This is a genomic window from Mycolicibacterium sp. CBM1 (genome assembly GCF_054073305.1).
The window spans coordinates 86,892-100,399 of sequence record NZ_JBSXPP010000020.1; the positions used below are offsets into that span (position 1 = coordinate 86,892).

General features: G+C 65.0%; 14 protein-coding genes, 3 tRNA genes and 1 pseudogene. 6 read left to right on the forward strand and 12 right to left on the reverse strand.

Annotated features, from left to right (window positions below):
* Window positions 1-23: 23 nt before the first annotated feature.
* The 8 genes from secE to ACXDF8_RS22930 all read right to left on the reverse strand — a co-directional run bounded on the left by secE (window position 24) and on the right by ACXDF8_RS22930 (window position 2,658).
* Entirely contained in the window at window positions 24-455 is a 432-nt protein-coding gene (gene secE, locus ACXDF8_RS22895) for a preprotein translocase subunit SecE (protein ID WP_457225565.1), read from the reverse strand.
* A gap of 88 nt (window positions 456-543) precedes the next feature.
* Window positions 544-616, reverse strand: a tRNA-Trp gene (locus tag ACXDF8_RS22900).
* A gap of 143 nt (window positions 617-759) precedes the next feature.
* Window positions 760-1,278 (reverse strand): (3R)-hydroxyacyl-ACP dehydratase subunit HadC, encoded by a 519-nt coding sequence (gene hadC / locus ACXDF8_RS22905; protein WP_457225566.1) that lies wholly within the window; start codon window positions 1,276-1,278, stop codon window positions 760-762.
* Between the two features lie 2 nt (window positions 1,279-1,280).
* Window positions 1,281-1,709, reverse strand: coding sequence for a (3R)-hydroxyacyl-ACP dehydratase subunit HadB (hadB, locus tag ACXDF8_RS22910; RefSeq protein WP_457225582.1), 429 nt, complete (start codon window positions 1,707-1,709; stop codon window positions 1,281-1,283).
* Complete coding sequence (gene hadA / locus ACXDF8_RS22915) at window positions 1,696-2,175, reverse strand: (3R)-hydroxyacyl-ACP dehydratase subunit HadA (protein ID WP_457225567.1); 480 nt, start codon at window positions 2,173-2,175, stop codon at window positions 1,696-1,698. The genes hadB and hadA overlap by 14 nt, the downstream gene beginning before the upstream one ends.
* Window positions 2,176-2,241: 66 nt before the next feature.
* Entirely contained in the window at window positions 2,242-2,409 is a 168-nt protein-coding gene (rpmG, locus tag ACXDF8_RS22920) for a 50S ribosomal protein L33 (RefSeq protein ID WP_023985310.1), read from the reverse strand.
* A 40-nt stretch (window positions 2,410-2,449) separates the two neighbouring features.
* Window positions 2,450-2,523: transfer RNA gene (locus ACXDF8_RS22925), tRNA-Met, on the reverse strand.
* Window positions 2,524-2,585: 62 nt separating this feature from the next.
* Window positions 2,586-2,658: transfer RNA gene (locus ACXDF8_RS22930), tRNA-Thr, on the reverse strand.
* Window positions 2,659-2,779: 121 nt separating this feature from the next.
* Between ACXDF8_RS22930 and ACXDF8_RS22935 the strand changes: the two genes are divergently transcribed.
* The 3 genes from ACXDF8_RS22935 (at window position 2,780) to ACXDF8_RS22945 (ending at window position 4,927) form a co-directional block, all read left to right on the forward strand.
* Window positions 2,780-3,496, forward strand: a complete 717-nt coding sequence (locus tag ACXDF8_RS22935) for an MBL fold metallo-hydrolase (RefSeq protein ID WP_457225568.1) — start codon at window positions 2,780-2,782, stop codon at window positions 3,494-3,496.
* Window positions 3,497-3,634: 138 nt separating this feature from the next.
* Entirely contained in the window at window positions 3,635-4,333 is a 699-nt protein-coding gene (locus tag ACXDF8_RS22940; RefSeq protein ID WP_457225569.1) for a crotonase/enoyl-CoA hydratase family protein, read from the forward strand.
* Window positions 4,334-4,336: 3 nt separating this feature from the next.
* Window positions 4,337-4,927, forward strand: coding sequence for a TetR/AcrR family transcriptional regulator (locus ACXDF8_RS22945; RefSeq protein ID WP_457225570.1), 591 nt, complete (start codon window positions 4,337-4,339; stop codon window positions 4,925-4,927).
* Window positions 4,928-4,936: 9 nt separating this feature from the next.
* Here ACXDF8_RS22945 and ACXDF8_RS22950 read toward each other — a convergent pair whose 3' ends face one another.
* On the reverse strand, window positions 4,937-5,167 hold the full coding sequence (locus ACXDF8_RS22950) for a deoxyribodipyrimidine photolyase (protein WP_457225571.1): 231 nt from the start codon (window positions 5,165-5,167) through the stop codon (window positions 4,937-4,939).
* A gap of 337 nt (window positions 5,168-5,504) precedes the next feature.
* Between ACXDF8_RS22950 and ACXDF8_RS22955 the strand changes: the two genes are divergently transcribed.
* Window positions 5,505-6,245: a glucose 1-dehydrogenase gene (locus tag ACXDF8_RS22955; protein WP_457225583.1), complete on the forward strand. Its 741-nt coding sequence runs from the start codon at window positions 5,505-5,507 to the stop codon at window positions 6,243-6,245.
* Between the two features lie 77 nt (window positions 6,246-6,322).
* On the opposite strand, the gene ACXDF8_RS22960 is transcribed toward ACXDF8_RS22955, so the two are convergent.
* From ACXDF8_RS22960 to ACXDF8_RS22970, 3 genes are all read right to left on the reverse strand, one after another.
* Entirely contained in the window at window positions 6,323-8,953 is a 2,631-nt protein-coding gene (locus ACXDF8_RS22960) for an IniB N-terminal domain-containing protein (protein WP_457225572.1), read from the reverse strand.
* A gap of 391 nt (window positions 8,954-9,344) precedes the next feature.
* Complete coding sequence (locus ACXDF8_RS22965; protein WP_457225573.1) at window positions 9,345-10,613, reverse strand: L,D-transpeptidase; 1,269 nt, start codon at window positions 10,611-10,613, stop codon at window positions 9,345-9,347.
* A 265-nt stretch (window positions 10,614-10,878) separates the two neighbouring features.
* A complete protein-coding gene (locus ACXDF8_RS22970; protein ID WP_457225574.1) occupies window positions 10,879-12,135 on the reverse strand; it encodes a L,D-transpeptidase in 1,257 nt (418 codons plus the stop codon).
* Window positions 12,136-12,283: 148 nt separating this feature from the next.
* On the opposite strand from ACXDF8_RS22970, the pseudogene ACXDF8_RS22975 reads away from it, so the two are divergent.
* A pseudogene (locus ACXDF8_RS22975) lies at window positions 12,284-12,562 on the forward strand (NYN domain-containing protein); the annotation flags it as partial.
* A 47-nt stretch (window positions 12,563-12,609) separates the two neighbouring features.
* Window positions 12,610-13,507 (forward strand): IS5 family transposase gene (locus tag ACXDF8_RS22980; RefSeq protein ID WP_457225575.1). Its coding sequence is split into 2 segments (ribosomal slippage): window positions 12,610-12,950 and window positions 12,949-13,507, totalling 900 coding nucleotides; the frame shifts between segments, so codons are not numbered across the junction.
* The last annotated feature ends 1 nt before the right edge of the window (window position 13,508 follow it).

Below are 13,508 nucleotides of genomic sequence, written 5' to 3' on the forward strand. Positions count from 1 at the left end.
CCTCTCTAAAACGTCAGCGTTCGCTAGCCGAACACCCACAGCACCAGCTTGGCCAGCCCCAGATCCACGCCACCGATCAGCGCGACCATGAAGGCCAGGAACAGCAACACCACGGTGGTGTAGCTGACCATCTGCTTGCGGTTGGGCCAGATCACCTTGCGCAGTTCGGCGACGACCTGCTTGAGGTAGTTCCACACGAACGCGATCGGGTTGCGCGACGGACCGGTACGGGTCTTCTTCTTCTTCGCCTTGCGCTTCTTCTCGGACTTCTCCTCGACGCCGAGTTCCTCGGCGGTCGATTCGAGTTCCTCGGGCTCAGCCAACGCAGTGGCTCCGGCACGACGGGACCGCTTGCCGGTGGGACGCGCGGGCCGGGTCACGACGACGGTCTGCCCGCCGGTGGCGTCCTCGCTGACGTCGCCTGCGGCGTCAGCACTATCGCGCTCGTCGCTCACCGCATGCTCCTTCGTGTCGAGTCCTGTGGGCTGAGTACCCCAACCCGGTGTCCACCTCCCAGTGTCCACCATTGCCTATTCAGTTGAGCAGGGGCGACAGGACTTGAACCTGCAACCTGCGGTTTTGGAGACCGCTGCTCTGCCAGTTGAGCTACGCCCCTCTGCACTTCCACGGCGGGTTGTCCCCCCACATGATTCGCGCGCTCCCCGCTCGGTCAACCCGAACCGACGGACAGCGCGCTTACGTGGGAAAACCCCGAGGTCCGAGTGTACAACGACGCGCCGAGCAGGTGTTAATCCGCCGTTAGTCGTCGTGACGGACCGGCTTGCGCAGCACCTGACCGGTTTCGGGGTCCCAACCTGCCGAGATCGAGTTGTCGCCCTCGTGGCCCATCAGCGTGGTGTAGGCGACCAACACGGGCTCGCCAGTCTTCTCGTCGGTGAGCACGTTGCGGGAGGTCACAATGTCCGCCCCGAACCGCTCGTTGACAGAGTCGATGTACATCGTGGCGCGAACCGTATCGCCCTCGACGATCGGCCGAAGGTACTGGAACTTCTGATCCACCTGGACGATCTGCATGGTCTCGAAGCCCACGTCGACGTGCTGGAAGAAGTGCCGTTGAGTCATGACCGCGATGATCGAGACGAAGGTCAACGGCGCGACCAGGCCGTCGTATCCCATGGCGGCCGCCGCTTCCGTGTCGACGCTGGCCGGGTCGTGAGCCTTGACCGAGTTGGCGTACTGGCGGATCTGTTCACGACCCACCACAAAGGCGTCCGGATACTCCCAGACCATGCCCCGGATATCAGTCTTGAGCGCCATCGTTACGCCAACTTCGCAATCGCCACGGCGCGCCCGAAGATCTTCTTCCCTCCGGTGGTGGCGGTCAGAGCGATCGTCACGGTCTTCGTCTCGGGTTCAGCCGACTTCACCCTGCCGCTGAAGACGATCTCGGCCCCGACGCCGTCATTGGGAACCGGCACGATGGCGGTGAAGCGCACGTTGTATTCGGTCACCGCTCCAGGATCACCGATCCACGAGGTGAGGTAACCGCCGCCGAGACCCATGGTGAGCATGCCGTGGGCGATCGCGGTGTCCAGGCCGACCTGCTTGGCGATCTCGTCGTCCCAGTGGATGGGGTTGAGGTCACCGGAAACACCGGCGTAGTTGACCAGGTCCGCGCGGGTCAAGGTGATCACCCGTTCGGGCAGTTCCTCGCCCACCTTGACCGAACTGAACTCACGCAATGCCATCGTTGAAGCCACTCTCTCCGTCTTCTTCACTACGCCCGGCCAGCGTCGTGTAGGTCTCCTGTACTACGTCGCCATCCTGGTTGCTGATGACGTTCTTCGTGACAATGATGTCGGTGCCGTGTGCCTGCCTGACGGCATGCACGTAGACGTCACAAAAGATCTTGTCGCCGGCCTTGATGGGCTTGAGAAACTTCAACACCTGGTCGACCTGCACGATCTGCCTGTCAGTGATGCCGATGTTGGAGTCGGCGAAGAACGCCGTCTGCGCGGCGTAGCTGAAGATGCTAATGAAGGTCAGGGGCGCCAGGACAGCGTCATAGCCGAGTTCGGCAGCCGCCGCATCGGAGAAGAAGGACAGATCCTCGTTCTTGACTGCCGTGGCATGCTCGCGGATCTTTTCCCGCTCGACCAAGTAATAGTCGGGATAACGGTAATGAGTCCCGACCAAACCTTCGGACAAAGCCACAGGCTAGAACCTATCTAGTCAACCTCAGCACTTCTAGACGAACGTCGAAGCGACGATCGGCTGAGATCAGCGCGACTCTTTGTGCGGCTGGTGATGGCCGCAGTTCGGACAGAACTTCTTGATCTCGAGTCGGTCGGGGTCGTTGCGACGGTTCTTCTTGGTGATGTAGTTGCGGTGCTTGCACACCTCGCAGGCCAAAGTGATCTTCGGCCGTACGTCAGTACTGGAGGCCACGTTCGTTGCCTTCTTTCACGATCTCGTTTGTATCTGCCTGTAGCGGTGGGGAGGCTCGATCTCCCGACCTCACGATTATGAGTCGTGCGCTCTAACCAGCTGAGCTACACCGCCCCGATAGCCACCGTGCGGAACTCGGGCCCAGTTGTCGGCCAAGAGGTCCGAAGTGTCCACCGAGCCCCCTAACGGAATCGAACCGTTGACCTTTTCCTTACCATGGAAACGCTCTACCGACTGAGCTAAGGGGGCCTGACCCGCAGCGTGAAGCGCTCGCACCGTGGGCCTTAAAGAGGGTACAGCCTGCCGCGGGACTGAGCCAAACCGCTGGTCTTCGACCTGCTCACCGAGCGTCACACCTTACTGTTGGACCATGTCATCGAGTGACCGCCTGTATTTCCGCCAGCTGCTCTCCGGCCGGGACTTCGCCGCCGGGGACATCATGGCCCAGCAGATGCGCAACTTCGCCTACCTGATCGGTGACCGGGAAACCGGCGAGGCGGTCGTCGTGGACCCGGCCTACGCCGCCGGCGATCTGCTCGACGCACTCGAGGCCGACGGCATGCGGTTGTCCGGCGTGCTGGTCACCCACCACCATCCCGATCATGTCGGCGGCACCATGATGGGCTACACCCTCAAGGGTCTGGCCGAGCTGCTCGAGCGGGTCGAGGTGCCCGTCCACGTCAACACCCACGAAGCGCCGTGGGTGTCGCGGGTTACCGATATCCCGATGAGCGACCTGACCGCCCACGAGCACGGCGACAAGGTAGCCGTCGGGTCGATCGAGATCGAGTTGCTGCACACCCCCGGCCACACCCCGGGCAGCCAGTGCTTCCTGCTCGACGGACGCCTGGTCGCCGGCGACACCCTGTTCCTCGACGGCTGCGGGCGCACCGACTTCCCCGGCGGTGATGTCGACGAGATGTTCCGCAGTCTGCAGCAGCTGGCGGCGCTGTCCGGCGACCCGACCGTGTTTCCCGGACACTGGTATTCGATCCAGCCCAGCGCTCACCTGTCGGAAGTCAAACGCACGAACTACGTCTACAAGGCGTCCAACCTGGATCAGTGGCGCACGCTGATGGGTACCTGACTGTCACGGCCTTCCAGCAGTGTGCCGCCGTCTGCGGCATCTCGACCGTTCGCGTGTTGCCACATCTGGCCACTTCACAATCGGAACTTTGTTACGTAACGTCGATACGAAAGTAGCCGCTGCGAAAAAGGAGCACCCATGAGCGGGCCGGTCAGTTACCGCAAAGATGACGCCATCGCCGTCATCACCATGGACGATGGCAAGGTCAACGTCCTCGGCCCCGGCATGCTTGCCGAGATCAACAGTGCCCTGGACCGCGCCGAGGCCGACGAGGCCGGCGCGGTGGTGATCGCGGGCAATCACCGGGTGTTCAGCGGCGGCTTCGACCTCAAAGTGTTCCGCTCAGGTGATATCCAGGCGTCCATCGATATGCTGCAGGCCGGTTTCAACCTGTCCCATCGGCTGCTGTCATTCCCCAAGCCCGTCGTCGCGGCCATCACCGGCCACGCGATCGCCATGGGTTCATTCCTGGCATGCAGCGTCGATCACCGAATTACCGGTCCGACCAACAACTTTCAGGCGAATGAGGTGGCCATCGGCATGGTGCTGCCGTACCCGGCGCTGGAAGTGATGCGGCTGCGGCTCACCCCATCGGCCTACCAGCAGGCAGTGGGGCTGGCACATACGTTCCTGGGCGAGACCGCGCTGGCAGGCGGCTGGGTCGACGAGATCGTCATGAACGATCTGGTGTTCTCCCGCGCCCTGGAGGCCGCCAGGGACTTCACTGCGCTCAGCGCCGGGGCACATCTGGCCAGCAAACTGCGCGCACGTCAGGCCACCCTGGATGCGATGCGTACGGGCATCGACGACATCGCCTCCGAGTTCGGGCTGTCCTAGTCCGTGGCCAGGGTCAAGCAGCGCACTCCCGAGCTGCGCGACCGGGTGGTCGACGTGGCGGTGAGCACGCTGTGCCAGGACGGTATGTCCGGGTTCACCACCCGACGGGTGGCAGAACGTGCCGGTACCTCGGTGCCCGCGGTCTATGAGCTGTTCTCGGACAAGGACGGGCTTCTGCGGGCAGTGTTTTTCGAGGGATTCCGGCGGCTGGGTCGTGAACTCACCGCACTGCCCGACACCGAGGACCAACTGGGCGACGTGCGGGCATTGATCCCGGTCTTCCGTGATTTCTGCCTGAGCTACCCGGCACTGGCACGGGTGATGTTCAGCCGTCCTTTCCGGGACCTCGACCCCGACCCCGATGAGCTGGCGGCCGCACCCACGGTCCGCGAGGTGCTGGTGGGCAAGGTGCAGCGGTGCGTGTCGGCCGGCTTGCTTCGTGGTGACCCGGTCGACATCGCGCACGTATTGCTCGCGCTCGCACAGGGTTTGGCCGTTCAGGAAGCCGGACGCTGGCTAGGCACCACGGCGGACTCGGTGAATCGCCGCTGGGATGTCGGGGTCCGAGCCGTATTGGATGGGTTCCGCGCCTGAGCCCCCCGCTTAGGACTTCTTACTCGGTATCACGATCACCACGATCAGCGTCAGGATGCTGAAGAACAGGCCGAGAATTCCCCAGCCGAACGGGTTACGACCCTTCATCCCCGCGATGACGGCGCAGACGATCGCCGCGATGATGCTGCCGATGGCGACGAAGATTCCCTTGATGCCGCGCAGGATGAACCCGGCCGCCTCGATGTTGTCGCTAGCAGCGAGCACGACGCCGTGCAGCATGTAAGCCTCCTGAATAATTGATGGGGAAGGGCATTCCCGTTCGGTTCCGCCGCTACACCCATCCACCGCGCGGGCTACCGTTTGGTTCCTGCACCCGTTGGTTTACCCCTCGTGGGCCGCGTCCGTCGACCGACCCCGGATGCAGGTGGTTTGTGATTTGGCTCTTGCGGCCAACGGCACCGCTGGTCGGACACGGTCGCCCTCGTCGGAGATACCCGACGAGCTCTGGGTGCTGCTGCTCGGCGGCGGGACGGTTGCCATGCTGTTGTTCACCTACGTGTTCGCCTCGCCCGACGTGGTGGTGCACGGCGTGCTGTCGGCCGGTACCGTGCGGCCCATGGGACGCCTTGCCGGCAAAGTTGCGCTGATCAGCGGTGCCGCTCGGGGCATGGGAGCCTCGCACGCCCGGATGCTCGTCGCCGAAGGGGCGCGGGTGGTGCTCGGCGACGTCCTCGACGACGAGGGCGCCGCTGTGGCCGCTGAACTCGGTGATGCCGCGCGGTACGCCCATCTCGATGTCACCGAGCCCGGGGACTGGTCGGCCGCGGTCAGTCTGGCGGTGACCGAGTTCGGCAGCCTGACCGTCTTGGTGAACAACGCCGGAATCGTCTATCGACGCACGCTACGCAACCTGGAGCGGGAACGCTGGCAACGGGTTATCGATGTCAACCTCACCGGCGCCCTGCTCGGGATCCAGTCAGTGATCGATCCGATGACGTCCGCCGGAGGCGGATCCATCATCAACATGTCCTCGATCCAGGCGATGCGGGGCACTCCCGGCAACCACGGTTACGTCGCCTCCAAATGGGCGATCCGAGGGCTGACCAAGTCGGCAGCTTTGGAGTTGGCGCCCAACAACATTCGGGTCAACTCGCTGCATCCGGGCATGATCAGGACGCCGATGACCGCCCACATGCCCGATGATCTGGTTGCGGCTCCCCTGGGCCGCATCGGCGAACCGCCGGAGGTCTCGACGTTCGTGGTGTTCCTGGCCAGTGACGAGTCGTCGTTCACCACCGGCGCGGAGCTCGTCATGGACGGTGGGCTGATCGCCGACGTGCCGCATCGGATCCCGTAGCGACGAAACGCCCTGTCTCACAGACACGTCGGCGGGGACCATACGGTCCCCGCCGATCTGTGTCGGGTCTTCGTGACTCAGAAGCCCATGTGGTGATCCACCTGGTTGTGCGACGAGAGATCGGTGCTCGCCTGAGCGTGCGAGGCGGACGCATCGCTGCTGGAGTCGAACACCGAGTGGCTCGAGTAGCCCGTGGCCGCATGGGCCGAGGAGTCGTCGGCCGAGTGATCGGGCGTCACCGTCGCCGCCGCGTGCGTCGACGAATCGACGGTCGAGTGCTGCTCGACTGTCGCCGGCGTGTGGGTGGTGGCGCCCACCGACGTCGCCGACCCGGCGGTTCCGCTGCCTTGCATGCCGGTGATCACCGAGCTTCCATGCGAACCGGTGCTGACGTCACCACTGGCGGTGGCGCTGGCGCCGGTGTTGATGACACCGCTATGCGTCGGGCTGGTCGTCGTCGAACTGTGCTCGGGCGTGGTGGCCACCGTGCCGCTTGCGCCCGTGTTGATGGTGGTGTGCCCAGCGAGTGCCGCGGTGTCGTGGCCAATGATGTCGCCCTGGCTACCGAAACCGCTCTGGAAACCGGTGTTTCCGTCCGCGGCGGCATGGCCGACGGACACTGCACCAGTGGTGGCACTGGCCGCCTGAACGCCACTGTGGACACCCAGAGCGGCGGCGTCGTTGTTGAGGAAGTTGGCGCCTGCACCTGACGTGCTAACACCTGCACCTGCACCTGCACCTGCACCTGCACTGATGTTGGTGTGGGCGCCCAGAGTCGCGTCTGCGACCGGGGAAGCAACCGCAGCGCTGGTTTGCCCGCCGAAGGACCCACCGATGTTCGTGTGGCCGCCGAGCGCAGCACCGTCGTCGTGCAGGAAGCTCACGGCGGCAGTGTTGCTCGCCGCGGTCTGTGCGCTCAGCGCCGCATTGCTGCTCGCCGCGGTCTGTGCAGTCAAAGCCGCATTGGTACTCGCCGCGGTCTGCGCGCTCAGCGCCGCCCCACCCAGCGGGCTGCTCAGTCCGACAGCTGTCGCACTCGTCATCGCCGTGTTGCCCGCTGCGGTCAGTCCGCCGCCACCGAGACCGATCGCACCCCCGCCCGCCGCGGCGGTCTGGCTGCCGATGCCGACAGCACCGACCGGGCTACTCAGGCCGGCATTCGCCGTGCTGGTGAAGTTCGCGTTCTCCTGGGCGCTCACTCCGCTCGGGACGGCCGAAGCGCCTGCGCTGCCGGCGCTTACCGCACCATTGGCAGTTGCACGCCGGTCGGTGTCGAGTTCGGCCGAGTCGGCGATCCGGGCCCGGTCGCTCAGCTGAGCTCCGCCACCGAATTGGCTGCCGAACTGGGGCCCGCCCTGCGCACCGAATCCACTGTGGGCAGCCGCGCCGGCGGCACCACCGAAGTGAACCCCGGCAGCAGTCGCAGCCCCTGCACCGCCCGCGGCGCCGAGTCCGGCGTTGAAGCCGCCACCGAGTTCAGCGCCACCCTCGACAGCAGCGCCGCCGCCCAGACCGGCACCAGCCCCCAGACCCGCGCCGGCGTTACCGCCCAGCTCGGCACCCAGGCCCGCATTGAACCCGCCGCCAACCTCAGCACCACCACCGACGCCACCACCAAAACCAGTCCCTAGACCGGCACCAGCATTACCACCCAGCTCCGCACCCAGGCCCGCATTGAACCCGCCGCCAACCTCAGCACCACCACCAAAACCAGTGCCCAGACCAACCCCGCTCTGACCGTCCAACGCACCACCGGCACCAACCTCGCCACCGAGCCCAACCTCGAACCCACCACCAACCTCAGCACCACCACCGACGCCACCACCAAAACCAGTCCCTAGACCGGCACCAGCATTACCACCCAGCTCCGCACCAAGACCCGCATTGAACCCGCCGCCAACCTCAGCACCACCACCAAAACCAGTGCCCAGACCAACCCCGCTCTGACCACCCAACGCACCACCGGCACCAACCTCGCCACCGAGCCCAACCTCGAACCCACCACCAACCTCAGCACCACCACCGACGCCACCACCAAAACCAGTCCCTAGACCGGCACCGGCATTACCACCCAGCTCCGCACCAAGACCCGCATTGAACCCGCCGCCAACCTCAGCACCACCACCAAAACCAGTGCCCAGACCAACCCCGCTCTGACCGCCCAACGCACCACCGGCACCAACCTCGCCACCGAGCCCAACCTCGAACCCGCCACCAACCTCAGCACCACCACCGACGCCAAATCCACCGCCCAAACCGGTGCCCAGACCGACGCCGGTTTGCCCCGCCAATTCGGCTCCACCGCCAAGGGAGGCGCCGAGCCCGGCGCCGAGACTCTCGCCCAGTCCGACTCCGATGCCATTGGCCAGGCCGGCAGCAATGGCGGAGCCTCCATCGACGCCGAGGCCGAGGGCTTGGTCGCTGATCACGTTCGCCGCCACACCGGAGTCCGAGAACGCCGTCGGCACAATGCTTTCCACGGGGGCGAAGCCGTACTGATTGGACACGGCCTGCGCCAGTCCGGACACCGGATCGCCACCGAGCAGTTCGAGACCCGGCACCGCCGACGCAGCGACCGACTGAATCTGCTCGGGGCTGACGCCAGCCAGGCCGGCGTTGGCCAGGGCCGCGTTCGGGTCCGCCACGAAGTTCTGCGCCGCGGACTCGTTATTGAACAGATCAAGGATGAATTGCAGCAGGGAGTCCATCAGGAGTCCTTCCTAGGTTCTCGGGTTCTCGGAACGCTCGATCTCCGGGTCGTCCGGTGATTACTGATCACGCTATGGAGCACCCCCGGCCCCCGAAACGGGGCGCGGTCCCCTACCCGATGCCTACGGTGCAGGGATAGTCCAGCAACCCCCATTAGGGGATTAGGGGATCGCTGGAAAATGCGTTGCGCTTCTGCGGAAACTAACTGGTCAAATCACAATCGATACTGGTCACGGGCATCGCCAAACGCAACGAGGAGATGTGAACTGATTCACAACCGTGACCGGCGGATATTGACATCCAGGAAAGTTTCAGCAAATCGTGCGGGTTCCAATCACCCGGTGAGGACAGCCGGCGTCGATCGAACCAGCCCAGCGCCTGGAGCTTGACCTACGGCTTCGGTGTCAGCGCGCTCCCTCTGAGCCAGTCGCCCCACGGCAGGCTCCAGTCGCCGTTCTGCCAGATCTCCAGACGTGGCCCGCCGGTATTACGCACCTCGACGACGTCTCCCGGCTGGGAGAAATCGTAGAACCATGCGGCGTTCTCGCCGTTGAGGTTCAGGCACCCGTGGGAGGTGTTGGTCCTGCCCTGCGCCCACACCGTCGCGTTGAGCTGGTGCAAGTAGATTCCGTCGGTGCTGATCCGTGTGGCGTAGGGGATCTTCAGTTTGTAGCCCATCGACGACGCTACCGGCAGCCCGTAGGTCGACGAGTCCATCGTGACGGACTCGGCCTTGTCGATCACCGTGTACACCCCTGGTGGCGTCCAGAACGAGAACTGCCGTCCCGCAATGGTCTCGTAGCCGCCCATCCCCATCGAGGTCGGCATCGCGCGAACCAGCTTGCCGTTGTCGAACACGCTGACCGTTTTGGTCCTGTCGTCGGCGATGGAGATGTGCGCGTCACCGATGGTGAAGGTGGCGTTGGCGTTCTCGTCGCCATACAGCCCCTCACCGAGGCGAACACCAAAGATGTTGGCCGCCACGCTCACCGTCGTCCCGGGCGAGTAGTACTTCTCCGGGCGCCAGTGCGCGGTCCGATCATCGACCCAGTACCAGGCTCCGGTGACCGGTGGGTTCGTAGTCACCACCAGATTGCGCTCGGCGGCGGCCTTGTCGGTGATCGACTCGTCGAACCTGGCCGAGATGATGGTGCCGACGCCGTAGCGGATGTCGTCGTGGATCGGCAGGCCGCCGGGGGTCTCCAGATAGACCTCCGTCAGGTTCTCTGGCGACGCCGTTTCAAACGTGGTGGTCCGCGCCAACGGCAATCCACCCGAGCCCTGACTGGCGACCCGCATGGTGTAAGTGCGCCCGTACTTCAGCTGCTCGGTCGGCTGCCACGACGTCCGGTCCGGCGACAACGCCCCGGCAACGGTGTTGCCATAGTCGTCGACCAACGACACCGCGGTCAGACTGCCGTCCACAACTCGCGCCTCGACCCGGCTCAGCGGGCTGAGGTCCGACGCGCCGTCGGCTGGCGCGACACCCAGCAGCGGCGGCATCGGCGGCGACGGCGGCAGCGGGGCGGCTGCCGTGGCCGTAGCCGTCTTACAACCGCCCTGGCACCCGGGCAGACCAGCGACGTCGCTGACCAGCACCCCCAGGAGTAGCACCGCCACCACCAGGCCTGCTGTGCGGGCCGGACGGGAAAAAGCCACCGAAAATCACTCCAGAACTGGTCGACGATGAACTGTCGGCGTCACCATTGACGCCTGAATCATAGACGCCGCGCAGAGGTGACATCACCCATTGCCGATTGAGCGAACAACCGGGGCCAGCAAAGACTCGCCCATTAGCGATCTAACATCGTCCGAGCCGCGCTGGAAACCCCATCTGCGCATGTCGGGGCACACAAGTCCATCGACGACGAGCCGCAACGGACCGGGCGCTGCCGAAGATCGACGCAATGATGCGACGACACCCTCACCGCAGTGCACTGCCCTTGAGCCAGTCGCTCCACGACAGGGTCCAGTCGCCGTTCTGCGTCACTTTGAGCGGCGGGCCACCGGTGTTGCGGACCTCGACGACGTCACCGGGAACGGAGAAGTCGTAGAACCAGGCGGCGTTCTCACCGCTGAGGTTCAGGCAGCCGTGCGAGGTGTCGGTGTTGCCCTGCGCCCACACGGTCGCGTTGAGCTGATGGAGATAGATGCCGTCGGTGCTGATGCGGGTGGCGTACGGGATGGTTTCGCGGTAGCCCAGCCGGGAGTTGATCGGCAGCCCGTAGGTCGACGAGTCCATGATCACGGGGTTGGCCTTGTCCATCACGGTGTAGACGCCCGGCGGAGTCCAGAACGACAGGGTCTGCCCGTCGATGGTCTCGGTGCCGCCCATACCCATGGAGGTCGGCATGGTGCGCACCAGCTTGCCGTTGTCGAAGACACTGACCTGCTTGGTGGTGTCATCGGCGACCGAGACGTGCGAGTCACCGATGGTGAACGACGCGGTCGAGTCCTCTTCGCCGTACAGGCCCTCACCCAGTGGCACACCGTAGATGTTGGCGCGCACGCTCACCGAAGTGCCTGGGGTGTAGTACTTTTCCGGCCGCCAGTGCGCATTTTGATCGTCCACCCAGTACCAGGATCCCCGCACCGGCGGGTTGGTGGTGACCGACAGGCGACGCTCCGCGGCGGCCCGATCGGCGATCGGCTCGTCGAAGTGGGCGACGACGACGGCACCGATGCCAAGTGTCGCGCCGTCGAGCGGCTGCCCGCCCGGGGCGGTCAGGTATACCTCGGTCTGGTCGCTGGGGACCAGGGTCTGGAACGTCGACTCGACCGTGGACGCAACGCCGCCGGGGCCGCGAGCCTCCACCGTCAGGGTGTAGGTCCGCCCGTAGCCCAGCGGAACGGTCGGCTTCCATGTCTTGAAGTCCGGGGTGACGACGCCGGGCACAGACTTGCCGGCGTCGTTGACGAGCGTGACATGGGTCAGCAGGCCGCTCTGGGCGACGGCTGTGATGCCGGTCAGCGGATCGACGTCGTCTGCCCCGTCGATGGGCGTCACGGTGACCTGCGCCGGATCCTTGGACGGCGCCGGCTGGGGGTTGCGTGCAGCGGCCTCGGTGGTGCACTGCTCCGGGCAGCGCGGCGCCGTGGAGATGACGACACCGCCAAGGACGGCGAGCACCGCCAAAACGACACCGAGGTAGGCGCCACGGGCACGACGACTGAAGCTCACCTAGTCACTCCGTAAGAAATTGCGAGGTCGGCCACTGCTGCCGGAACTCCGGCGATCCGCCGGGCCCTCGAAGCATAGACGCCTCGACGCGCCGCCGCGTTCGGGCAAAGATGCGCGCCGCGTCACAACATGGACAAGACTCGGGCACATGACCGAACCCGGTGCTGCCCGTGTCGCGGTGTACCTCGACTTCGACAACATTGTCATCTCCCGCTACGACCAAGTGAACGGCCGCAACTCTTTTCAGCGCGACAAGGCAAAGGGGTTGGAGGCCGAGCGGCTGGCCCGGGCGCGGGTCGACGTCGGCGCGATCCTCGACTTCGCGTCGTCGTTCGGGACGGTAGTGCTCACCCGGGCCTACGCCGACTGGTCGGCGGAGGTCAATGCCGAATACCGCGAACAACTGGTGGGTCGGGCGGTGGATCTAGGGCGTGTCTAACAAATGTTTCGGGTTTTGTGCTTGAGGCTTAGGGCATGTCCCGTTTCCAGTTGCTTTCCGATTCGCAGTGGGAGTTGATCGCCGGGCTGTTGCCGGTGCGTACGGGTAAGAAGGGCAGGCCTTTTCGGGATGCCCGCCAAATGGTGGAGGGGATCATCTACCGGTACCGGTGTGGGATTGCCTGGCGTGATGTGCCCGAGGTGTTCGGGCCGTGGCAGACGATCTGGTGTTGGCATCGGCGGATGAGTGCTGATGGCACCTGGGATGCGGTGTTGGCTCGGTTGCTGGCTACTGCTGAGCAGGCGGGGGTCATCGATTGGGCGGTGGCGGTGGATTCCACGATCGCTCGTGCGCATCAACATGCCACGAACGTCACGCGTGACACAGGGGGCTGGGTCGAATTACACGAATCCGGGCATCGAGCCGCCTGACCACGGGATTGGCCGTTCTCGGGGTGGCTTGACCAGCAAGATTCATCACCTTGTCGATGGTGGCGGACGGCCGCTGGTGGTGCTGGTCTCGCCGGGTCAGGCCAACGACGCCCCCGTTTTTGAGCATTTGCTGGCCCATCTGCGTGTGGATCGGCCTGGCCGGGGGCGACCCCGCACCCGGCCGAGTCGCGTGCGCGCCGATAAGGCCTATTCCAGCCGGGCTATTCGTGCTGAGCTGCGCCGGCGTGGGATCACCGCGGTGATTCCCCAACCCTCCGATCAGATCGCCCACCGCGAACGTAGAGGTTCACGCGGCGGACGACCGCCGGCTTTCGACGCCGCGGACTACAAGAGCCGCAACGTGATTGAGCGTGGCTTCAACACCACTAAGCAATGGCGCGGACTGGCCACCCGCTATGACAAACTCGCCCTCGTCTACCGCGGCGGCGCCGTTCTACGAGCCATCACCCTCTGGCTGCCACATTTGTTAGACACGCCCTAGT